This window comes from Cylindrospermopsis curvispora GIHE-G1 (assembly GCF_014489415.1).
Taxonomy (GTDB): Bacteria; Cyanobacteriota; Cyanobacteriia; order Cyanobacteriales; family Nostocaceae; genus Raphidiopsis; species Raphidiopsis curvispora_A.
In genome coordinates this window covers 3,055,935-3,076,566 of sequence record NZ_CP060822.1, presented here as the reverse complement: position 1 = coordinate 3,076,566, position 20,632 = coordinate 3,055,935, and the positions used below count along the sequence as shown (strand labels likewise).

26 protein-coding genes and 2 pseudogenes are annotated in these 20,632 nt (G+C 40.6%); 25 read left to right on the top strand and 3 right to left on the bottom strand.

Annotation, left to right across the window (positions count from 1 at the left end; genetic code table 11):
- Positions 1–51 precede the first annotated feature (51 nt).
- The 11 genes from phnH to IAR63_RS13725 all read left to right on the top strand — a co-directional run bounded on the left by phnH (position 52) and on the right by IAR63_RS13725 (position 10,205).
- Positions 52–639: a phosphonate C-P lyase system protein PhnH gene (phnH, locus tag IAR63_RS13775; RefSeq protein ID WP_187705655.1), complete on the top strand. Its 588-nt coding sequence runs from the start codon at positions 52–54 to the stop codon at positions 637–639.
- Positions 636–1,112, top strand: coding sequence for a GNAT family N-acetyltransferase (locus IAR63_RS13770; RefSeq protein WP_187705654.1), 477 nt, complete (start codon positions 636–638; stop codon positions 1,110–1,112). Before phnH ends, IAR63_RS13770 begins: the two co-directional genes overlap by 4 nt.
- 139 nt (positions 1,113–1,251) lie before the next feature.
- Entirely contained in the window at positions 1,252–2,421 is a 1,170-nt protein-coding gene (locus tag IAR63_RS13765; RefSeq protein ID WP_235678278.1) for an alpha-D-ribose 1-methylphosphonate 5-triphosphate diphosphatase, read from the top strand.
- Positions 2,418–2,957, top strand: a complete 540-nt coding sequence (locus IAR63_RS13760; RefSeq protein ID WP_167379309.1) for a phosphonate degradation HD-domain oxygenase — start codon at positions 2,418–2,420, stop codon at positions 2,955–2,957. Before IAR63_RS13765 ends, IAR63_RS13760 begins: the two co-directional genes overlap by 4 nt.
- 33 nt (positions 2,958–2,990) lie before the next feature.
- Positions 2,991–3,464: a phosphonate C-P lyase system protein PhnG gene (gene phnG / locus IAR63_RS13755; RefSeq protein ID WP_187705653.1), complete on the top strand. Its 474-nt coding sequence runs from the start codon at positions 2,991–2,993 to the stop codon at positions 3,462–3,464.
- An 89-nt stretch (positions 3,465–3,553) separates the two neighbouring features.
- On the top strand, positions 3,554–4,639 hold the full coding sequence (locus tag IAR63_RS13750; protein WP_187705652.1) for a carbon-phosphorus lyase complex subunit: 1,086 nt from the start codon (positions 3,554–3,556) through the stop codon (positions 4,637–4,639).
- On the top strand, positions 4,639–5,490 hold the full coding sequence (locus IAR63_RS13745; protein WP_187705651.1) for an alpha-D-ribose 1-methylphosphonate 5-phosphate C-P-lyase PhnJ: 852 nt from the start codon (positions 4,639–4,641) through the stop codon (positions 5,488–5,490). Before IAR63_RS13750 ends, IAR63_RS13745 begins: the two co-directional genes overlap by 1 nt.
- A 2-nt stretch (positions 5,491–5,492) precedes the next feature.
- A complete protein-coding gene (gene phnK, locus IAR63_RS13740; RefSeq protein ID WP_096545350.1) occupies positions 5,493–6,272 on the top strand; it encodes a phosphonate C-P lyase system protein PhnK in 780 nt (259 codons plus the stop codon).
- A complete protein-coding gene (gene phnL / locus IAR63_RS13735) occupies positions 6,269–7,012 on the top strand; it encodes a phosphonate C-P lyase system protein PhnL (protein ID WP_187705650.1) in 744 nt (247 codons plus the stop codon). The genes phnK and phnL overlap by 4 nt, the downstream gene beginning before the upstream one ends.
- Positions 7,005–8,141 (top strand): phosphonate metabolism protein PhnM, encoded by a 1,137-nt coding sequence (gene phnM, locus IAR63_RS13730; protein WP_187705649.1) that lies wholly within the window; start codon positions 7,005–7,007, stop codon positions 8,139–8,141. Before phnL ends, phnM begins: the two co-directional genes overlap by 8 nt.
- Before the next feature lie 294 nt (positions 8,142–8,435).
- On the top strand, positions 8,436–10,205 hold the full coding sequence (locus tag IAR63_RS13725) for an ABC transporter ATP-binding protein (RefSeq protein ID WP_407927161.1): 1,770 nt from the start codon (positions 8,436–8,438) through the stop codon (positions 10,203–10,205).
- A 93-nt stretch (positions 10,206–10,298) separates the two neighbouring features.
- Here the strand turns inward: IAR63_RS13725 and IAR63_RS13720 are convergent, their stop codons facing one another.
- Positions 10,299–10,769, bottom strand: a complete 471-nt coding sequence (locus IAR63_RS13720; RefSeq protein WP_187705647.1) for a hypothetical protein — start codon at positions 10,767–10,769, stop codon at positions 10,299–10,301.
- 4 nt (positions 10,770–10,773) lie between these two features.
- Positions 10,774–12,114, bottom strand: coding sequence for an ATP-binding protein (locus tag IAR63_RS13715; RefSeq protein ID WP_187705646.1), 1,341 nt, complete (start codon positions 12,112–12,114; stop codon positions 10,774–10,776).
- A 197-nt stretch (positions 12,115–12,311) separates the two neighbouring features.
- Between IAR63_RS13715 and IAR63_RS13710 the strand changes: the two genes are divergently transcribed.
- The 9 genes and pseudogenes from IAR63_RS13710 to IAR63_RS13665 all read left to right on the top strand — a co-directional run bounded on the left by IAR63_RS13710 (position 12,312) and on the right by IAR63_RS13665 (position 17,452).
- Positions 12,312–13,169, top strand: coding sequence for an energy-coupling factor ABC transporter permease (locus tag IAR63_RS13710; RefSeq protein ID WP_235678276.1), 858 nt, complete (start codon positions 12,312–12,314; stop codon positions 13,167–13,169).
- Entirely contained in the window at positions 13,141–13,443 is a 303-nt protein-coding gene (locus IAR63_RS13705) for an energy-coupling factor ABC transporter substrate-binding protein (protein ID WP_187705645.1), read from the top strand. The genes IAR63_RS13710 and IAR63_RS13705 overlap by 29 nt, the downstream gene beginning before the upstream one ends.
- A gap of 19 nt (positions 13,444–13,462) precedes the next feature.
- The gene (gene cbiQ / locus IAR63_RS13700; protein WP_187705644.1) at positions 13,463–14,248 is read left to right on the top strand and encodes a cobalt ECF transporter T component CbiQ; all 786 of its coding nucleotides are present in this window, start codon (positions 13,463–13,465) and stop codon (positions 14,246–14,248) included.
- A gap of 1 nt (position 14,249) precedes the next feature.
- Entirely contained in the window at positions 14,250–14,999 is a 750-nt protein-coding gene (locus tag IAR63_RS13695) for an energy-coupling factor ABC transporter ATP-binding protein (RefSeq protein ID WP_187705643.1), read from the top strand.
- Between the two features lie 140 nt (positions 15,000–15,139).
- Positions 15,140–15,409 carry a hypothetical protein gene (locus IAR63_RS13690; RefSeq protein WP_187705642.1) on the top strand — a complete coding sequence of 90 codons (270 nt, stop codon included), beginning with the start codon at positions 15,140–15,142 and terminating at the stop codon, positions 15,407–15,409.
- A 72-nt stretch (positions 15,410–15,481) separates the two neighbouring features.
- Entirely contained in the window at positions 15,482–15,841 is a 360-nt protein-coding gene (locus IAR63_RS13685) for a helix-turn-helix domain-containing protein (protein ID WP_187705641.1), read from the top strand.
- A 493-nt stretch (positions 15,842–16,334) separates the two neighbouring features.
- Positions 16,335–16,606 (top strand): annotated as a pseudogene (gene psbU, locus IAR63_RS13680) (photosystem II complex extrinsic protein PsbU); the annotation flags it as partial.
- Positions 16,607–16,741: 135 nt separating this feature from the next.
- Positions 16,742–17,237 (top strand): annotated as a pseudogene (locus tag IAR63_RS13670) (transposase); the annotation flags it as partial.
- Positions 17,234–17,452, top strand: a complete 219-nt coding sequence (locus IAR63_RS13665; protein WP_187705640.1) for a hypothetical protein — start codon at positions 17,234–17,236, stop codon at positions 17,450–17,452. The pseudogene IAR63_RS13670 and the gene IAR63_RS13665, both read left to right, overlap by 4 nt.
- A 202-nt stretch (positions 17,453–17,654) precedes the next feature.
- Here IAR63_RS13665 and IAR63_RS13660 read toward each other — a convergent pair whose 3' ends face one another.
- The gene (locus tag IAR63_RS13660; RefSeq protein WP_187705639.1) at positions 17,655–18,191 is read right to left on the bottom strand and encodes a pentapeptide repeat-containing protein; all 537 of its coding nucleotides are present in this window, start codon (positions 18,189–18,191) and stop codon (positions 17,655–17,657) included.
- 40 nt (positions 18,192–18,231) lie between these two features.
- On the opposite strand from IAR63_RS13660, the gene IAR63_RS13655 reads away from it, so the two are divergent.
- The 5 genes from IAR63_RS13655 (at position 18,232) to IAR63_RS13635 (ending at position 20,352) form a co-directional block, all read left to right on the top strand.
- The gene (locus tag IAR63_RS13655) at positions 18,232–18,651 is read left to right on the top strand and encodes a hypothetical protein (protein ID WP_187705638.1); all 420 of its coding nucleotides are present in this window, start codon (positions 18,232–18,234) and stop codon (positions 18,649–18,651) included.
- A gap of 322 nt (positions 18,652–18,973) precedes the next feature.
- Positions 18,974–19,579, top strand: a complete 606-nt coding sequence (locus IAR63_RS13650) for a vWA domain-containing protein (protein ID WP_187705637.1) — start codon at positions 18,974–18,976, stop codon at positions 19,577–19,579.
- A gap of 222 nt (positions 19,580–19,801) precedes the next feature.
- Positions 19,802–19,954 carry a hypothetical protein gene (locus IAR63_RS13645; RefSeq protein ID WP_187705636.1) on the top strand — a complete coding sequence of 51 codons (153 nt, stop codon included), beginning with the start codon at positions 19,802–19,804 and terminating at the stop codon, positions 19,952–19,954.
- Between the two features lie 23 nt (positions 19,955–19,977).
- Positions 19,978–20,163, top strand: a complete 186-nt coding sequence (locus IAR63_RS13640) for a hypothetical protein (RefSeq protein ID WP_187705635.1) — start codon at positions 19,978–19,980, stop codon at positions 20,161–20,163.
- 45 nt (positions 20,164–20,208) lie between these two features.
- Entirely contained in the window at positions 20,209–20,352 is a 144-nt protein-coding gene (locus IAR63_RS13635; RefSeq protein WP_187705634.1) for a hypothetical protein, read from the top strand.
- The last annotated feature ends 280 nt before the right edge of the window (positions 20,353–20,632 follow it).

Below are 20,632 nucleotides of genomic sequence, written 5' to 3'. Positions count from 1 at the left end.
TCTAGATGTCTAGATAAGTTAAAAATAGTTTAAAGCACAATCTTGTCATGAATGTCAAACATACTTACTGAAATACCTGGCTTTTCTGACCCTGTCCATGATGCTCAGCAAACCTTTAGGGCTTTGTTGTGTGCTGATGCACAACCAGGAAAACCTGAAAAAATCCATGTCCAGATTAAAGTCCCTCAGGGGTTAACGCCAGCTTGCGGTGCAGCTTGTCTCACCCTATTGGATTTAGATGTCAAACTGTGGATACAACCCACATTCTCTTCCTCAGTGAGAAATTGGTTGTTGTTTCACACTGGGTGTCAACTAACAGCATACCCACAGGAAGCGGACTTTGCCTTAATTCAAGACTTGGCTTCTATGGCGGAATTATCTGTTTTTAATCCAGGAACAGCGGAAAAACCAGAAGCATCCACAACCCTACTGATACAGATAGCAAGTTCTAATGGCGGAAAATCCATCACCTTAACGGGTCCAGGAAATTTATCACCTAAAACCATAGCACCTAGCATTCCTAACACTTTTTGGGAATTCTGGGAACAGAATTATCCGCTCTATCCTCTGGGAATAGATGTTTTTCTATTTACAGAAGATTCCGTAATGGGACTACCCAGAACTGCAAAACACTCATGAAACTGCAAATTCGCCTAGCTGATCCTCAGGACAGGTCAATATTAAATCAGTTATATGCTGATATGGATCAAAAAGCTCCCCTAGCTGACCACCGAGTCCAAGAGATTTTCACAGAAATTAGTCAGATTCCCAACTATCATATTTACCTTGCGGAGTTAGACCATGAACCAGTGGGGACATTTAGTCTCTTGTATGTGCCCACCATGATGCATCCTGGTTATCATAGATTTGCCATATTAGATGCAGTCACAGTCATCTCCTCCCGTAGAGGTCAGGGGATTGGCACAGAAATGGTTAGATTTGCTCTGGAACAGAGTGCAGCAGCAGGTTGTTATAAGGTTACTTTATCTTCCAACTTAAAACGTCATAACGCCCATAGGTTTTATCACTCATTAGGATTTGAACAACATGGTTGGAGTTTTAACTGTGTAGTTCAACGGGATATTAAACAGGATGGGTTAGCAGTAGGGTAACCTATGGGGGTGTTGGGTTTCATACTTCAACCCAACCTACGTTCATCTTATATTTAATTCCACCCACCTACTTAGATCGGAACTGATTAATAGTTAATAGGTTTTCAACAAACATATTAGAAAAATAGCAGGAGAATCAGTGACAACCAGCAAAATTGCCATTCAAGGAGTGAAAATCCTGACTTCTAGAGGATGGATAGAAGAGGGCACAGTTTTGATAGAGGATGAGATATTTACCAGTATTAACCAATGTGAGGTTCCCCATGGATTTAAGATAGTCAACGGACAGGGTTTACAAATGTTACCCGGGATTATTGACCTGCATGGGGATGCTTTCGAAAGAATGATTTGTCCCAGGCCTGGAATAAATATTCCCCTGTCTATAGCTATGGTAGAAAACGACCGAAATCTTTTGGCATCGGGTATCACGACCTTTTACTGCTCTATTACCGATTCCTACGAACCCGGTTTACGCAGTCGCCAAACAGCTAGTCATATCATCGAATTTATTTTAGGCCCAGGTAAGGAATTTTTAAAAAGCAATCACCGGATTCATATTAGACATGAGGAAGCTAACGTTCTGGGACATGATGAACTGTGTGAATGGTTGCACACAGGTCGTATAGATATTTTATCCATAAACGACCACCTACCATCCACACCAGAAGAAAAGAGATGGTATAGATACCTAAACAGTATCAAACAAAGAACATCCTTATCTCTAGAGGAAATAACCCAACTAGTCATGCAAGTGAGGGAAAAAAGACACCAAGGAGAAGAGCAAATAGAAACTCTCATCAAAATTGCCCAAGAGCGGAATATTCCCCTAGCTTCCCATGATGATGATACACCGGAAAAAGTAGCTCTTAGTCAAAAAAGGGGGGTAGCAATTGCCGAATTTCCCGCCAATGTAGAATTAGCCGCCCAGTGCCAAGCTCATGGAGCATCCGTACTCATGGGGGCACCCAATTTAGTGCGTGGAGGTTCTCACCTTGGTTTAATGAGTGTAGTCACAAGTATAAAATCTCAAGTAATTGATTGTCTTTGTTCAGACTATCACTATCCTTCATTATTTTATAGTCCCTTTAAAATAGCAGAAGAGGGACTAATGTCTTTTGAACAAGCATGGTCATTAGTTTCTAGTAAACCAGCAGCAGCAGCTAGAATTGGTCATCGTAAAGGTCAAATTACCCCCGGTCTGGATGCTGATTTCCTCTTAATATCACCGGATTTACCTGTGCTTTCCTCTATTGTATCTGTTTACGTATTAGGAAAAGAAGTTGTCCACTATCCTCTCAAAAAATCATGAAATTTACCATTGACGAAATTTGTCATTTATTCGACCACAAAGGGTCAAAAATGTACGGAGCAGAACCAGTTACTCAGTTAGAACATGCACTCCAAACTGCCCATCTAGCCCTGCAAGCTGGTGAAACTAGGGAGTTAATTACCGCCTGTTTACTCCACGATTTAGGACATTTAATTCATAATTTGGGAGAAGATCCTGCTGCACAGGGTGTAGATGATAAACACGAATATGGGGCCATTCCCTTTCTTGGTCAAATTTTTAGTCCAGAGGTAACAGAACCCATTAGATTACATGTTCTGGCTAAACGTTATCTTTGTGCCATTGATTCCCAATATTGGCAAGGTCTTTCCCCTGCTTCCCAACGCAGTTTACAACTGCAAGGAGGCATTTTTGCTCCTCAAGAAGCAGAAGAGTTTATTCGCCAACCTTTAGCTCAAGATGCAGTAAAACTAAGAATTTATGATGATCAGGCTAAGGTTCCCCACCTTTCCACACCAGAGTTGAGCTATTTTGTGGAATTAATGCCCCGGTCATAAATTTCGGCAAAAAATAACAGGCAATATCTAAGTATGTTTACCATTCCGGAAAGACAAAGTTGGATATCAACCCTAGCTAGGGCTGAATTACAACAATTAGAACATTTAATAGAATCTTTAGTCAGCAACTTCCACCAACTACCTAATTATACTTTCTTGCGCAAACCAGAAATTGGTTTGGTAATGGTTCAAGGACGTGCTGGGGCCACAGGTGAAGCTTTTAACCTAGGAGACATGACCATCACACGTTGTGTAGTTCAGTTAGAGGATATGGTAAATGGTTTGCCCATCAGTGGATTTGGTTATATTGGGGGGCGTTCCCAACGTCATGCGGAATTAGCAGCTTTATGTGATGCTTTGCTGCAAACTGCTCTCTGGCATGATCAAGTTCACACCACTGTGATTTTACCGATCCAACAATCATTAGCTCAACAACAACACAGGAAACAACGGCAAACTGCTGCTACTAAAGTCAACTTTTTTACCATGGTAAGGGGAGAAGGATAAGCAAAACTAAACTAAGATGAACGTAGGTTGAGTTTAATATGAAACCCATCCTATTAATCCAATCAAACCAATCCAACTGGAGGAAAAATATGCCATACGTTGCGGTAAAAGGTGGGGAGCAGGCAATTGAAAATGCCGAAAAATTACTACACAGCAGACGACGGGGTGATATAAATATTACTGAGATCACCAGTGAGCAAATTGAACAACAATTGACCTTGGCTGTGGAGCGGGTCATGTGTGAAGGTAGCTTATATGACAGACAATTGGCCGCACTAGCTATCAAACAATCTTGGGGCGACCTAGTGGAGGCAATTTTTTTAGTTAGGGCCTATCGGACCACCCTACCTCGTTTCTACTATACCCAACCCCTGAATACAGGCACAATGCAAATTGAAAGACGAATTTCTTCTATTTTTAAGGATATTCCCGGAGGACAAAATTTAGGACCCACTTTTGATTACATCCATCGACTATTAGATTTTAAACTCTTGGCAGAAAATGAAGTTCCTCCACCATCGGAAACTAGTATTACCCCAGAGTCTTTCCCCCTAGTTATGGAGACTTTGGATAAAGAGGGATTAATTGAGTCGGAACCAAGAGCGACCCAACCACAAATACCTTTTGATTTGACTCGTCAACCTTTGAACTTCCCAGCTAACAGAGATGCAAGACTACAAAATCTAGCACGAGCGGATGAGGGGTTTTTACTTTCCCTAGCATACTCTACTCAGCGCGGTTACGGTAAGAATCATCCCTTCGCAGGGGAAATTCGCATGGGAGAGGTAGAGGTAATTATATTTCCAGAAGAATTGGGCTTTGAAATTTCTGTTACTGACATTACTATTACAGAAGTGCAAATGGTGAATCAATTTAAGGGAAGTAAACACGTACCTCCCCAATTTACCCGTGGTTACGGACTTACCTTTGGATACAATGAACGTAAAGCTATGTCTATGGCCCTGGTGGATAGAGCAATGCGGGCCAAGGAATTGGGTGAATCTGTAGATAGTCCAGCTCAGAATATTGAATTTGTTCTTTCCCATTCTGACAATGTGGAGGCCCAAGGGTTTGTTCAGCACCTGAAATTACCCCATTACATTGATTTTCAGGCCGAATTGAATCTAATTCGTCAAATGCGACAAAAATCACAGAACTTATCCCAACAACTCTAATGTCAATATCAACCAAACACCCAGGTTTTAACTTTGCCTACCTTGATGAACAAACAAAACGTTCCATTCGTCGAGCCCTGCTCAAAGCAGTAGCTATTCCAGGACATCAAATTCCTTTCTCCTCCAGAGAAATGCCTATGTCCTACGGATGGGGAACAGGTGGAATTCAACTTACAGCCGCTATTATTGGTCAAAATGATGTTCTCAAGGTCATTGACCAGGGAGCAGATGACACCACTAATGCTGTGAATATTCGCCGCTTTTTCCGCAAGGTTTGTGCCGTGGAAACCACGGAAGAAACTGCACTAGCTACCTTAATTCAAACACGTCATCGTATCCCCGAAACCCCCCTACGGGAAGGACAGATTCTCGTGTATCAAGTCCCCATTCCTGAACCTTTACGCTGGTTGGAACCTTCTACCATGGAAAGTCGTAAAATGCACGCCCTGGAAGAGTATGGACCAATGTATATAAAGCTTTATGAGGATATTACTAGATATGGTCATATTGCTACAGGATATGACTATCCTGTAATTGTGGAAGACCGCTATCTAATGAGTCCTAGCCCCATACCACGTTTTGATAATCCCAAAATGCATCTTAATCCCGCAATTCAATTGTTCGGAGCAGGGCGAGAGAAGCGCATTTATGCTGTGCCTCCTTACACTAGGGTAAAAAGTCTTGATTTTGAAGATTACCCTTTTAGCATAGAGCAGTGGAACCATGCTTGTGAGTTATGTGGTTCCACGGAAAGTTTCCTAGATGAGGTACTTATTGATGATCTTGGAAGCAGAATGTGGATTTGTTCAGATACGGATTACTGTCAACAGCAACGGAGGAAAAAAAATTGACCATGCAATCCATACAACCTATACTACAGGTAGACAATCTCCGTAAATCCTTCGGAGTGATTCCCGCTTGTGATGGTGTTTCTTTTGATCTTTACTCAGGACAAGTCCTGGGCATTGTGGGAGAGTCAGGCTCCGGTAAATCTACCTTACTCAAAGCGATCGCCCATCATATTACCGTAGACGAAGGCAATATAATTTACAAAAATCGTCAAGAGCAATATTTAAAAATTCAGGAACTTGCCGAATATCAGCGCCGACGGTTAATGCGTACTGAGTGGGGTTTTGTCCAGCAAAACCCCCGAGATGGTTTACGCATGCAGGTGAGTGCTGGAGCTAATATCGGTGAACGACTGTTGGATGTAGGGGTGCGTAATTATAGTCAAATTCGTCAGGAAGCGACACGCTGGTTACAAGAAGTAGAGATTGATCCACATCGTTTGGATGATCTACCCACCACTTTTTCAGGAGGCATGCAGCAAAGATTACAACTAGCTAGAGTGTTAGTAACTAGACCACAGTTGATTCTCATGGATGAGCCAACCGGTGGACTGGATGTGTCAGTTCAAGCTCGATTGCTAGATCTATTGCGATCGCTCGTTAGAAATTTTAATTTGAGTGTAATTTTAGTGACTCATGACATAGGGGTAGTCAGACTACTAGCTCATCGGTTGCTAGTAATGCAACAAGGAAAAGTAGTGGAGTCAGGATTAACAGACCAAGTGTTAGATGACCCTCAACATCCCTACACCCAACTATTAGTGAGTGCTGCTCTGACACCATGAGTATTTACACCCCATCAATGAATTATCGATCTCCGGAAACCATTTTACAAGTTACTAATTTAGGCAAAAGCTTTATCCTTCACCAACAGGGAGGAGTTAGCTTACCAGTAATCCAGGGAATTTCCTTTCAATTAAATCAGGGTGAATCCCTAGCCCTATCTGGTCCATCTGGTTCCGGTAAATCCACTGTAATTAGATGTATATACGGTAATTACAGGCCCCATAGTGGGGAGATTTGGGTCAAGCATGAGGAGAATTGGGTTGATTTATGTCAACTTGCGCCCCATGAACTTTTAGCAGTGAGGCAAAAAACCATTGGATATGTAAGTCAGTTTTTGCGGGTTATTCCCCGAATCCCCGCCATAGAAGTAGCAGCGGAACTGTTATTAGATTTAGGAGAGGAACGAACAGTAGCTTTAGCAAAAGTAAAAGAATTATTTCATCGTCTTCATCTACCTGAACGGTTATGGCAATTGTCCCCCACCACATTTTCTGGGGGAGAAAAGCAGAGAGTGAATATAGCTAGAGCATTAGTCGTGAACTTTCCTATTTTGCTTTTAGATGAACCAACCTCAGCTTTAGATACTCACAATTGCCAAATAGTTATGGAACTGTTAGAAGAGCGGAAGAATAAAGGATGCGCCTTGATTGGTATTTTTCATAACATAAATCAAGGGAAATACCTCGGCACAAACACAGCCAAAAAACTTTTTGATAGGGAGTTATTTGTCAATGAATGAGCAGATTTACACCAACTATCGGTTACTACTTCCCAAGGAAGAGATTTTAGGTACTCTCACAGTACGCAATGGCAAGATTGCTGATATTCAACCGGGGATAACAAATAAAGGAGACAACGGGGAGGGGAAATATCTCATACCCGGGTTGATTGAACTACATACAGATAATCTAGAAAGATGTATGTCTCCCCGTCCAGGAATTCGCTGGCCTTTAGAAGCAGCAGCTATCTATCATGACCGAGACTTAGCCAGCGCAGGAGTAACCACAGTTTGTGATGCCATTGCTATTGGTGATGTTAATCCTAAATCACCACGTTTAAAGAACTATGATCAGATGATCAATGTCATTTGCCAAGGGAAAGCAGATAAGAGATTTTTAGTAGACCATTATATTCACTTACGCTGTGAATTAGCCTATCCAGAAGTTTATCAAATTACCGAGGAATATGTTCACAACTCCTTACTGCTTATGATATCCCTTATGGACCACACACCAGGACAGCGACAATTTATCAAACTAGAAAAATTCAAAGAATACTACATGGGTAAACATGGAGTAACAGCACCAGAAATGGAAGAGTTCATCACAACAAGACAAGAAAGGCACAAATTATATAGCAAGAAGAACCGTCATTCCCTAGTGGAGCTAGCTAGGGGAAGTAAAATTGCCCTAGCTAGTCACGACGATGCCACAGTCGACCATGTGCAAGAAGCGGTAGAGGATGGAGTAGTTTTAGCAGAGTTTCCCACCACTGTAGAAGCTGCAAGTAAAGCCCACAGTTTAGGATTAAAGGTTTTAATGGGTGCCCCCAATCTAGTTTTGGGTGGTTCTCATTCTGGGAATGTATCGGCCATGGATTTAGTCTTATTAGACCTAGTGGATGTAATTTCTTCTGATTATGTGCCTCAAAGTTTATTACAAGCCATGTTTATCATTGCCAAAAAGACTGGTAAGCCCTTGTATGAGTGTATGGAATTATTTACTAGTAATCCTGCACAAGCGATTGATTTATTCCATGACCGAGGTAGTTTAGAAGTTGGCAAACGAGCTGATTTTATTACTGTTTGTGACGATGGTATTGTTCCACGGTTAATATCAACTACTTGTGCAGGTCGTCGTATTAGTTAAAGGGAGGCACAATTATTTGTAGGATGGGTTTCGTTCCTCAACCCATCCTACGTTCTGCAAAATTTGTTTACTATCTAATTAGAGAGTTTCGAGTGCTGTAGAATCTTTCGTGTGCCCAAGCCCATAATTCCTCTATTGGCACTACTTACCTCATTTAATATATAAGGATAAAGGATGGATGTGCCCAATTCAACATATACTTTAGCGGGAAGAGGGGAATCAGTACAGGAAGAAGTACTTTCTGAAAATGTAAGACCTTGGCATTCTTTTCAGCGTGCATCTGATGCACCAAATTTGCCCAGTACACCATTCAGATTTGTTTGTTATTTTATCAACCAGTTTCGCTGGTGGTATGTAGCAATGGTAATTTTGGAGATATTAAATGCTACCTGTGGAATTATGTTACCCTATGCCATAGGAGAAATTATTCGTAGTGTCACAGTAGCTCATTCAAATAGTGAGCAAATCTTTGAAGTTATTAAACAACCATTAACTTTATTTATTATGCTCAGTATTGGTGAAGTAGTTTTTGGGCGTGCATCAGGTTTTTTGCAAAGTATTCTGTATACAATTCATCGGCATTCTATTGTCCGATCTTTGTACGCTTATTTACAATACCATTCCCATCGTTATTTAAGCAGTAGTTTTGCGGGAGAATTAGCACATCGTATCAGTGAAACCTCTTTAGGTGTTACTCAAACAATGAACGGGCTGATTACCGAATTTATACCGTTAATAAGTGTGTATATTGTATCCACAATTTTGCTTTATCGTACTTATCCTCTCCTAGCAATATTAGTTGGTACATGGGCGATTTTTTTTATAACCATTTCCTTTTGGTTAGCCACCCGTTGTCAAATTTACTCCCGCAGCGCAGCATTAGCTAAAGGTAACACTACTGGATTGATTGTTGATGCTGTAACAAATATTAGTAGCACCAGATTATTTGCCCATTTTGACTTTGAAAGGAAGTATTTAAATGATCAGTTAAAATATGAACTCGAGGAAGTAAGAAAGTGTAATTGGTACGCAGAAAGAATTCGTTGGTTTCAATATGTTTCTGCTGCAATTCTTAAAATTAGTACCTTGTATTATTCTATATCTTTGTGGAGTAGGGGATTAATCACAGCAGCTGATTTGGTTGTAGCAACCAGTTTGTCATTGTTAATCCTCAGTGAGGTGAGAAACTTAAGTCGCAGGCTCATTGAATTTTTTGAATGTATTGGTAATGTAGCCAGTGGAGTTCATATAATAGTTCAACCTCATGAATTAATTGATAAAGAGCATGCACTTACCCATCAATTTTCCCAAGGACGGATTGAGTTTCACCAGGTAAACTTTAGTTATTCTCAAGAGAAAAAAGTTTTTGAAAATCTTTCTGTGGCAATCAAACCAGGACAACGTGTGGGACTAGTGGGATTTTCTGGTTCTGGTAAATCCAGTTTTGTCAATTTAATTTTGCGATTATTTGACCCCCAATCGGGAAAAATTCTTATTGATGGGGTAGATGTGCGAGAAATGGCCCAGGATGCTCTCCATTCCCAGATTAGCTTAATTCCTCAAGACCCTTCCCTATTCCATAGAACCTTACTAGAAAATATCCGTTATGGTCGCTTAGAGGCCCAAGATAAAGATGTGAAAATAGCGGCAATTAAGGCTTATGCTGATGATTTTATCGCCCAAATGAAGAATGGTTATAATTCTTTGGTGGGTGAACGAGGAGTGAAATTATCTGGAGGGCAAAGACAGAGGATTGCTATTGCTAGAGCTATTTTAAAGGATGCACCAATTTTGATTCTAGATGAGGCAACTTCCAGTTTAGATTCTATTACTGAAAAAGCAATTCAAGAAACACTAGATTTGGCAATGAATAATAAGACGGTGATTGTGATCACCCATCATTTGTCTACTATTTCCCATCTAGATCGTATTTTGGTATTCGACAAAGGAACTATTGTTGAAGACGGGTCTCATGATGATTTGCTGGCATTGGGTGGAACCTATTACAAATTATGGAAAATGCAGGCTAATGGATTTTTACCCTCTGACTCAGAGGTAGGCTAGACCAATATTATTAGAGGCGTGGGGAGCGATATTTCTGTTCAATCCCCTGTGAAGATAAGTCTAAATTTAAAGGGGGATTCCATGTGGACCCCATTAATTAAGTTTTTTGTTACTAGCAAGTTTGTCAAAATCAATAATAGTACTCCAGCTCTCTAAGTCTGGTGCAATCCTAATAATTCTCCTAAGTACTTGATCATCTATCCAAATAAATAGTGGAAAGGCAAATTTTCTGCTGAATTCCTCTCTAATTTGGTTTGATACTTGTAAAATCGAGTCCAGATTGTTAACAGCATCTAAACCAAAAACCATCACAGCATAGGGTTGTATATTCACCATTGTTGCTGATATGTTATCATAAAGACTTATAGCTGATGGGGATAGGTTGATCTCCTCAATTTTTGTACAATAATTACTACGCAATTTTACTGCTATTTTTTGGTGTAATCTAACACAATTACAGTGCAAAAAGATGAGAGAAAACTGACCTTGGGAAAAGTTAATAGCCCTCAATATACTCCTAATTGCATCATGGTTATCATTAGCAAAATTCTCCAAATTATTCATGATATTAATCCTTATAATCCCTGGAAAATTCGGTGGATTCTAATAAGATTGGATTGATATCAAACCAAGAACCTTGGTCATCTCGATATTCAAAAACAAACAAACTGCGCAGCAAAATATCATACTGTTCTTCACCTCTGTATGTTTTTGTTTTCCATACTTCTCGCAATAGTTCCCATTCATCAGGTGTAATAGCTAAACTTAACAGATTACATTGTTCTTTAATGGTATTTTCTAAACATAGACGAGAAATTGGTGCGTCCTGTGATTGTAAACAACGAAATAACAACTTCAAAATACTACGTAAGTGACCACCGCTAACCTGACAAAGGCGATCAAAGGTTCTGGGACTATCAAAAATCTTAGTGGTTAAGGCCAATTTCTCTGGACCTTGTTGCCAATTCACACCAGGAAAAGCTCTGACCATAATCATTTGTTGCAGAAGTGTCATAGCTGCTGAGTAGTATTCACCATTTCTTTGTTTCACAGATATCATTGGCAACACTTTAGGATCTACTCCAAAGCGATTAATTAGTCTACCTAAAGCATTGGAAAATATAAGCACTAAAGGAATTGTATACACAATGTGACAGCTTAAAGCTTTTAAATGTTCACCTCTTTCAATAAACAGATATTCTGGTTGATGTTGACCATTGGCTTTAGGACTATTATCTATCCTGTCCAAATTATCAATGATTACTACTAGACCTGACTTACCTCGCTTTTTTAACTCCTCTTGAGCAGGGATTAGTAATTCTCTATTAATAGACTGTAAAATACTAGCGGTGCGGGGTTCTAAATACTGTCTGAGCTGATTACGTAGTTTGGGACTTTCCTTGGTTTTAGCAGTGATTTTGGCTATACCAACAGATAATTCCGCCTCAAAATCAATATCCAAGGGTGTTTGCAAGAATTCAATCACATCTTGAAATAGAGTCTGGAAAAATCCGGATTTGAGGTTAATTTGTGTAACTTCTAAACTGTGACTCACTTCTTTAGCTATTGCTAATAAAATGTCTGTAACATCCACATCTCCTAAATCCAAACTCTGGCTACACTCAAAATATATTACGTGAAAACATTCAGTTTCTAGCTCTAATTTTAACCTCATTAATTCAGTTGATTTACCTACACCAATATGTCCGGTAAATAGTTGACAGGTGGGCGAATCTGGGGAAAGCCTTGTAATAGTCCGTTTAATTTCGTTAACAATTTTTAGTCCGCGAACTGGGGAAAAATCAATATACTGTTGTTTATCTTCTGGACTGCTACTATTTAGCGTTTTGTTGGGGTTGCAAGCTTGATAAAGTGATTTTGTTATATCCAATGGGGGCTTATAATTCATGACAAGTAGTTAAAATTTTACCTCAGTTGAGTTTAAATCTAATTAAATCTAAATAGAGCGTTTAACGTCAATTTCACCAAAAGAATGGGAGCCATCCTTCTAAATGGCTTTTCCTGGGTTCTAATATATATCTAATATAATATGTAAAACTATACCTTAGGAAACTAGCTTGTCATTGTGGAGTAAAGCAATGTAGTATGTCAACTGTGGTATTTTCATCGAGTAAGGCAAATGTATTCGCCGATAGATTATGCGAGGTACGGATTGTGAAAGTAAAACAGGGTTTGTGCAATCTAACCCTAATTGGAATTGCCAGTTTTTGTATAGTAGTTGGTTTGCCAAAGCCGGCCTACGCCATGCACATTATGGAGGGTTTTCTACCGGTGGAGTGGGCGGTTTTTTGGTGGGTGGTAGCATTACCCTTTTTTATTCTTGGGTTACGTAGTCTAACCCGCACTACCCAGGCCAACCCCCAACTGAAACTAGTACTGGGTTTAGCAGGTGCTTTTGCTTTTGTGCTGTCAGCATTAAAAATACCCTCGGTCACAGGTAGCTCTTCCCATCCTACGGGTACTGGACTGGGCGCAGTGCTGTTTGGACCCTTAACAATGTCAGTCCTGGGTAGTTTGGTACTATTGTTTCAATCCTTGTTACTGGCCCATGGTGGATTGACCACCCTAGGAGCTAATGCATTTTCTATGGCCATAGCTGGACCTTTTGCAGCTTACTGGATATACAACTTGACAATTAAAGTTGGCGGTAAAGAGAGAATAGCTATTTTCTTGGCAGCTGCGATCGCGGATTTGCTGACCTATATAATTACTTCTATACAACTTGCTCTGGCTTTTCCCGCACCAGTTGGTGGTTTTATGGCCTCCCTTGTCAAATTTACCGGAATTTTTGCCATCACTCAAGTTCCCCTAGCAATTAGCGAGGGATTGTTAACCGTGCTAGTGTGGAATTGGCTGCAATCTTATAATCCTCAAGAGTTGGAACTTTTACAATTAATCAAGGGAGAAGATGGCAATGAATCAGTCTCAGAAAAGGTTAAGTAACTGGCTTTTGGTAGTAAGTGTGGTCATTTTAGCTGTGACACCACTAACATTGATTCGTGATAGTGAATTTGGAGGGGCTGATAAGCAAGCAGAAAAGCTAATTACTGAAATACAACCTAAATATAAACCTTGGTTTAAATCATTGTTTGAACCCCCTAGTGGAGAAATAGAAAGTTTATTATTTGCTTTACAAGCAGCTTTGGGAGCTGGAGTGGTTGGTTATGCAATTGGGTTATATAAGGGACGTTCCCAACCGCAAAAACCTGAAGAATAAGCCAGCAAAATAATTTCCGATGATCCACCAAATAGATACCTTATCTTATACTAATAGATTACGAAAATTATCACCATGGCATAAACTTATTTTTGCGTTTACCACCCTTGCTATTTCTCTAGCTAGTGATCCACGAGTACAAATTTTAACTGTGATCTGGATGAGTATTTGGACACTGATTTATGCCAAAATTCCAGCCAAGGTTTATTTACAGTTGTTGATGTTCACCATAGTTTTTGGCTTGATGAGTTTACCAGCGCTCATAGTTAATGGTGTGAGCATTTTTGATACAGAAAGTGTCAAATTAGACTCATGGTATGGAATAACCCTAGGGAATTTTTATGTTTATATCAGTCATAATGGAACAATACAAGCATGGAATATTTTAACTCGCTCCTTATCTTCCGCTTCTTGTGTGTACTTTATGATACTAACTATTCCTTTTACAGAAATACTAGGAATTTTGCGCTATTTAGGGGTTCCCATACTGATAACGGACTTATTATTGCTGATGTATAGATTTATTTTCATTTTGTTGAGCACAGCCAATGAATTATGGACAGCACAAACTTCCCGTGGTGGTTATCGCACTGCTGGTGTGGGAATGAAAAGTTTAGCAATACTGATAGGACAACTGCTACAGCGTAGCTTACAACAATATAATCAGTTTTCTCTGGGACTAGAAGCAAGAGGTTTTGTGAGCGAATTTCGGGTTTGGCGCCAATGTCGTTATGGTTTACAACTGCGATATATGATTGAGTCAATAGTTGGTTGTGTAGTGTTAATAGGATTAAATTTTTGGTAAAATGGTGGAATATCTACTAGAGTTTAAGGAAGTATATTACAGTTATATGGAATCTCAACAATTAGCTTTAAATGGTCTAACATTGAGAATTCCATCAGGTAAGAAGTGTGCCTTGATTGGTCAGAATGGTTGTGGAAAAACAACACTCTTATTACTAGCTAATGGATTATATAAACCCAAGGGCGGGGTTGTGCATTGGCGTGGTGAACCGTTAACTTACAAGCGAAATTATCTAGGTGAATTAAGACAGAAAGTTGGATTAGTCTTTCAAGATCCAGAACAACAATTAGTAGCTGTTACTGTGGAGGAAGATATATCTTATGGTTTGTGTAATTTGGGGTTACCAGTAACAGAAATTAAACAACGGGTAGAGGACGTGTTAGTGGAATTTGAGCTAACCAATTTGGCACAAACACCTACTCATCATCTGAGTTTAGGACAAAAAAAGCGGGTTTCCATAGCAGATGTCATGGTACTAAGACCCGAGTTATTATTGTTGGATGAACCCACTGCATATCTGGATATTAAACAGACTCGTAATTTGATAGCAATGCTGAATAAAATTCACCAACATGGAACTACATTAGTGATGGCAACCCATGATTTAGATTTAGTTTATAGGTGGGCGGACTGGGTTTTTGTGATGGATAGAGGAAAATTAATGCTGGAAGGAAGTCCCCAGGATGTATTTGGTCAGCGGAGATTATTAGAAGAGTTGGAGTTGGGTGTACCATTAATATCTGAAATGTAAAGAAAAACTGATTGATATGTGGTGTTATTATGATGGCGAAGTAAGTGGGTCGGTGGAATTAAATATAAGATGGCAGATTTTATAGAAGTTCCATTTTTTCTCCCTCCGCAAGAGAAACTACGGAGTTTTTAAGTAAAAATGTGAACGTGGGAATGGGCGATCGCGCAGCACTCCCTGCGGGAGCTCGCATTACAATCCATACAGGAGATTGCGAAGCACACCCTACGGGTGATTGCGCAGCACTCCCTTTGGGAGATCGCGAAGGACTAGCAACCTGGAGACTGTCTGTGGGGGAGACCGGTAATCAATTCCCGGTCTCAAAGCGCAAGTCGGTTGAAAACCGACTGGTTTTGTCGGTTGGGTTGAGGGATCCCAACAACCCTACGGGATATACAGCAATTTTCATGTAGTTAAACTCCAAAATAAGATAAGCTATAATAAGGGTAATAAACTAAAATAGAGTAGAAGTGCTGTCAAATTATATGCCAAAACCTTATTCAATAGATTTGCGTAATCGCGTGATTGTAGCATGGGTTGCTCGAGAGGGATCTCAACGCCAGTTGGCAGAAAGATTCAAGGTCAGCTTATCATTTGTGAGAAATTTAGTACGTCGTTATCGTGAAACTGGGCAAGTTGAGCCAAAGCAATGTGGAGGATATGAAAAGCCTATAATTGTAGGCGAATATTTAAACATGATCAAGTCTTGGCTGGATGAGAAAAATGATTTACTACTTTCAGAATTATGCGATCGCCTGAGAGAAACGACGGGCACTAGTGTTAGTATCACAACCATGCATCGAGCCTTAGAAAAGTTGGGTCTACGTCATAAAAAAAAAGTCTAAGTAGGTCGGTGGAATTAAATATAAGATGAACGTAGGTTGGGTTGAAGTATGAAACCCAACACCCCCATGGGTTACGCTACTACTAACCTATCCTACAAATAATTGTGCCTCCCTACTTAAATGCCAGTGAACAGGAGACTCCACTCTCCGATAGAATTATGTTGGTCAAAATTAAAGCAATTTCTCCGTAGTCGTGAGGCACGAACCTTAGAAGCCCTAAATGAGTCCATGACAAGTGCAGTAAATTATATTACAGCAGAGAATGCGCTTAATTGGTTCAATCATTGTGGTTTATTTACATGAAATCTGCTGTAATAAATTTGGTGAAATCATGCTACTGTTGGGAGGGTTTTTATCTTAGGAGATTATTCACATTATGCAGGTTAGGACACGCTTATTAATGTTTTTGAGTGCGGTATTCGTAATTTTGGGAATAATTCTTTCCCAACCAACATTAGCTGATGGATTGAAGGTGGACAATTTTTCTAACCTCATTGCCTTGCAAAATTCGGCCGATGATAAGCTGGGTACTGAGTTTGGTCGAAAAATTAACCTCAATAATGCAAGTAGGCGGGAATTTAAGCAGTATCCTGGTTTGTACCCACATTGGCTGGTTGGATAGTGAAGAATTCACCATACCAAAAAGTAGAAGACGTGCTGAAAATTTCAGGGTTGACCGATGGACAGGTAGAAGTATTACGTAGTAATTTAGATCATTTTACCGTTGAAGAAGACAATTTCTCTGGACTTGGAGAACGCCCTTGATGAGACCGAATTAATAATAAAAAATCACCGTGCGATGGCACTGTGATTTTGTGTACCACCACTCATTGTATATACGCGACCATCGATTAGCTCATGCTTGTCCAACTGCTGTTCTTCCCAGCAAAAATACTCTAAGGAGATGAATTAGGGTTATTTAATATCGCTGTTTATTGGAAGAGAAAATATTGTCATAAAGGACCAAAAGAACCTTGGTATATCTTAACGAATCTACCAAATCTCAAACAAACTTTATGCCTCTATAGATGTCGATGGGGAATTGAACAATTCTTCAAAGATTGTAAAACAGGTGGTTATAATCTAGAGGATACTAAAGTAAATGAAACTCGTTTTTTAGCCTTAGTTTTATTAATTGTGATTGCTTATAGTTTAGCCGTACGGTCAACGGATGAAAAAATTAGGGATAGAGACTTATGCCGGATGGATTCAACAACATCAGGACAATTACCCACGTCAGAGTGATTTTAGCTTTGCTGTTTACGGACAATTATGGATTTATGGCATGGAATTATGGGCTGATTTAGCTCTGACCTTAATCGGTCTCAAACCTCATAAACGCCTCTTTTTCCAGCGTGGCTTTCAGGCTCTATCCCTTATGAAACAAGCTGTTTGACCACTTTGTCACCCGGTAAGGGCGATCGCCTCCCTACATCTTCTCAAGGGAAAACTGTCAACCTGTTATTGGTAAGAGGTGATGGGATTTCAGGGCGATTGCGCAGCACTCCCTGCGGGCGATTGCGAAGCACTCCCCGTGGGAGATCGCATTACACTCCCTACGAGATCATGGATATAGGACTAATAATGAAACGCCATTACCCAGGGTGTTGATTAGGTGGGGATTGACCGATAGCAAGGGGAATCCTTTGGAGGATGAGGAACGCACTTGGCCTAGTTAGTTCAACATTGACGAGTTGAAGGAGGTGACTTAGAGAATGAATTCCCAAAGGTGGTTTTTCGGGATGATTTACCAAAAATTTTTCAATGTTTTCAGATATTTTCATCCCGTAAATATGTAACTCAGAGAATGTGATTACTGGATGGCACCACTGAGGTCAGCACCAGAGAGGTTAGCACTTTGGATGTTAGCACCTTTGAGGTTAGCATCAGAGAGGTCAGCACCTTCGAGGTTAGCAGCAGAGAGATTAGCAACTACAAGTCTAGCACTAGAGAGGTTAGCACGTCTGAGGTTAGCACTTTGGAGGTTAGCACCAGGGAGCCTAGCATCGTAGAGGTTAGCACCTTCGAGGTTAGCCCTATAGAGCGTAGCAGCATAGAGTCTAGCACCTTCGAGGTTAGCCTTATAGAGCGTAGCAGCATAGAGGTCAGCACTTTGGAGGTTAGCACCTTTGAGGTTAGCACCTTTGAGGTTAGCACCTTTGAGGTTAGCCTCAGAGAGGTCAAAACCTTCGAGGTCAGCACCAGAGAGGTCACATTGTGGACACTGACGAGTTCTTAAAACTCTGTCCAAATCAAACTGGTTATAAGCATAACTAGGACTAGTACCAAGGCTAAAGGAGGAAACAAGAAACAAAGTCAGTATCAGCGCTAATGTGAGAAATTTTTTCATTGTCTTAAATCCGTAACCAAATTATCGAGGTAAATTATACATGACCTTTCTTATCCACAAAAGAGCAAATAATAGAAATAACCGCAGGGTAATGAGTAAGATATTTAACGTCAACAAGTTTTATCTTTATTCAAGTTCCATTCATAAGTTAGTAGTGAGATCTTGCTACGGGAGATCGCATCACACTCCCAATGGGCGATTGCGAAGCACTCGCACTCGCGAGATCGCATTCAGTGTTCCCCCCGGTTCCTTCTCAAGGGAAAAACCTGAACGTGTTGATAAACGATCGCGCAGCACTCCCTACAGGCGATTGCGCAGCACTCGCTACGCGAGATCGCATTACATTCTCAATGGGCGATTGCGCAGCACTCCCTTTGGGAGATCGCGAAGCACTCCCTACGGGATCTCGCGAGGCACCACTTACTACCTGAAATACCATGAGAAAGGAGAGTTGGGCTAAATACGCGAGGTAAGACTAGGTAAACTATGCAAGGGAGGGAAAAACATCCCCACTTGACAACCCCATTGTTCCCAACCTCCCAGTAATGGTAGTTGACCCTTTGATGCGTAAAGTGACCATAAATCATCATAATAAATACTCATAATACTATTATAAGATAGCTAATATCCGTTATGCCTCCATCCTGTTTTGTCATCGAAGGATATCTATGTACTGTTTAAATTTATCTCATTTTTCTAACTGGGAATTAGGATACCCTCACCTTGCGCAAAAATGCTAGGTAAAAGATAAAATAAGAGTAACCTAATATTTAGAGTAAAATATGTTGAACGATCGCGACTATACGCTAATCATTGATAAAAGTGGGAGCATGTCAACTCGAGATCAACGGGGTGGAAAAACCAGATGGGAAATAGCCCAAGAATCTACCATAGCCCTAGCCAGAAAGTGTGAGGAATTTGACCCAGATGGTATTACTGTTTATGTATTTTCCGGTAGATTTAAACGGTACGAAAATGTGACAGCAGCAAAGGTTGCCCAAATATTTCAAGAAAATGATCCTGTTGGTGCAACCAATTTAGCTGGAGTGCTTTTAGATGCTACTAATCAATATTTTCAACGTAAAGCATCTGGTCAAGCCAAACCGAATGGTGAAACCATTCTAGTGATTACTGATGGCGAACCGGATGATCGGAAAGCAGTTTTTGAAGTAGTTATTAAGGCCTCTCGCAAAATGGATAAAGATGAGGAATTAGCAATTTCTCTAATTCAAGTAGGTAGGGATCCGCAAGCTACAAAATTTCTCAAAGCTCTCGATGACCAGTTGCAAAGTGTAGGAGCTAAATTTGATATTTGTGACACTGTGACTTTAGATGAGTTAGAAGAAATGAGTTTAACAGAAGTTTTAATGAATGCGATTACTGATTAGTAGAATTGTAGGAGGTTGACAAAAGATCACCTTCGTAAGAAGGAATAGGTATTGCGACTGCTTGTACAACTAAACAGGTATTTGATTGTTTTACAGCTACATCTTGACCTTCGTAAGAAGGAATAAGTATTGCGACCTGGTAGATACTGGGTTGGATTCTGCCCTCGCACCCTGGTTCGGAAGCATTTCCCTTGCGAATTTCCTAGGGTTAGTCTTCCCCCTATGAGCGATCACGAAGCACTCCCTACGGGCGATTGCATTGCATTCCCTACGGGCGATTGCGAAGCACTCCCCGTGGGAGATCGCTTTCCTCCAGTAAGGAGAATTCATATCCAGGCTCATTTTATCTTCACTTCCCGTTCGGTAAAAGATTGACGGTAAACGTTTTCCGTCAAAGGATGAATCAGTTATTTAAAGGGGTTTCGGATATTTGGAGGGGGATCGCATTACACTCCCTACGGGCGATTGCGCAGCACTCCCTTTGGGAGATCGCATTTAGGGTCCCCCATGTTTCTTCTCAAGGGAAAATTCTGAATGTGTTGAGAGGCGATCGCGAAGCACTCCCTACGGGAGATCGCAATTAGAAATTCCCCCACCTCCCTTCTGAATGGAAAAACCTAAAACTGGAGATGGGCGATCGCGAAGCACTCGCTACGCGAGACCGCTCTCATCTAGGCACATTTTATCTTCAGTTCCCGTCTGGTAAAAGATTGACGGAAAACGTTTACCGTCAAAGGATGAATCAGTTATTTCAAGGGTTTTTGGATATTTAAAGGGCGATTGCGCAGCACTCCCTTTGGGAGATCGCATTCAGGGTTCCCCGTGTTTCTTCTCAAGGGAAAATTCTGAATGTGTTGAGGGGAGATCGCATTGCATTCCCTACGAGTCATCACATTCAGGGTTCCCGGTGTTTCTTCTCAAGGGAAAATCTGAATGTGTTGAAGGGAGATCGCATTGCACTCCCTACGGGAGATCACTCTTAAAGGTTATCCCCCGGTTCCTTCTCAAGGGAAAAATTTGAACATGTTGAAGGGCGCGCATTTAGGAACTTTC

Coding starts and splice junctions, on each gene's coding strand:
- IAR63_RS13770 (WP_187705654.1), top strand. CDS start 636: ATGAAACTGCAAATTCGCCTAGCTGATCCTCAGGACAGGTCAATATTA.
- IAR63_RS13745 (WP_187705651.1), top strand. CDS start 4,639: ATGTCAATATCAACCAAACACCCAGGTTTTAACTTTGCCTACCTTGAT.
- IAR63_RS13720 (WP_187705647.1), bottom strand. CDS start 10,769: ATGAATAATTTGGAGAATTTTGCTAATGATAACCATGATGCAATTAGG.
- phnH (WP_187705655.1), top strand. CDS start 52: ATGTCAAACATACTTACTGAAATACCTGGCTTTTCTGACCCTGTCCAT.
- IAR63_RS13640 (WP_187705635.1), top strand. CDS start 19,978: ATGAATCAGTTATTTAAAGGGGTTTCGGATATTTGGAGGGGGATCGCA.
- IAR63_RS13760 (WP_167379309.1), top strand. CDS start 2,418: ATGAAATTTACCATTGACGAAATTTGTCATTTATTCGACCACAAAGGG.
- IAR63_RS13655 (WP_187705638.1), top strand. CDS start 18,232: ATGACCTTTCTTATCCACAAAAGAGCAAATAATAGAAATAACCGCAGG.
- phnG (WP_187705653.1), top strand. CDS start 2,991: ATGTTTACCATTCCGGAAAGACAAAGTTGGATATCAACCCTAGCTAGG.
- IAR63_RS13645 (WP_187705636.1), top strand. CDS start 19,802: ATGAGCGATCACGAAGCACTCCCTACGGGCGATTGCATTGCATTCCCT.
- phnM (WP_187705649.1), top strand. CDS start 7,005: ATGAATGAGCAGATTTACACCAACTATCGGTTACTACTTCCCAAGGAA.
- cbiQ (WP_187705644.1), top strand. CDS start 13,463: ATGATCCACCAAATAGATACCTTATCTTATACTAATAGATTACGAAAA.
- IAR63_RS13715 (WP_187705646.1), bottom strand. CDS start 12,114: ATGAATTATAAGCCCCCATTGGATATAACAAAATCACTTTATCAAGCT.
- IAR63_RS13750 (WP_187705652.1), top strand. CDS start 3,554: ATGCCATACGTTGCGGTAAAAGGTGGGGAGCAGGCAATTGAAAATGCC.
- IAR63_RS13650 (WP_187705637.1), top strand. CDS start 18,974: ATGTTGAACGATCGCGACTATACGCTAATCATTGATAAAAGTGGGAGC.
- IAR63_RS13685 (WP_187705641.1), top strand. CDS start 15,482: ATGCCAAAACCTTATTCAATAGATTTGCGTAATCGCGTGATTGTAGCA.
- phnK (WP_096545350.1), top strand. CDS start 5,493: ATGCAATCCATACAACCTATACTACAGGTAGACAATCTCCGTAAATCC.
- phnL (WP_187705650.1), top strand. CDS start 6,269: ATGAGTATTTACACCCCATCAATGAATTATCGATCTCCGGAAACCATT.
- IAR63_RS13695 (WP_187705643.1), top strand. CDS start 14,250: ATGGTGGAATATCTACTAGAGTTTAAGGAAGTATATTACAGTTATATG.
- IAR63_RS13705 (WP_187705645.1), top strand. CDS start 13,141: ATGAATCAGTCTCAGAAAAGGTTAAGTAACTGGCTTTTGGTAGTAAGT.
- IAR63_RS13635 (WP_187705634.1), top strand. CDS start 20,209: ATGGGCGATCGCGAAGCACTCGCTACGCGAGACCGCTCTCATCTAGGC.
- IAR63_RS13710 (WP_235678276.1), top strand. CDS start 12,312: ATGTCAACTGTGGTATTTTCATCGAGTAAGGCAAATGTATTCGCCGAT.
- IAR63_RS13660 (WP_187705639.1), bottom strand. CDS start 18,191: ATGAAAAAATTTCTCACATTAGCGCTGATACTGACTTTGTTTCTTGTT.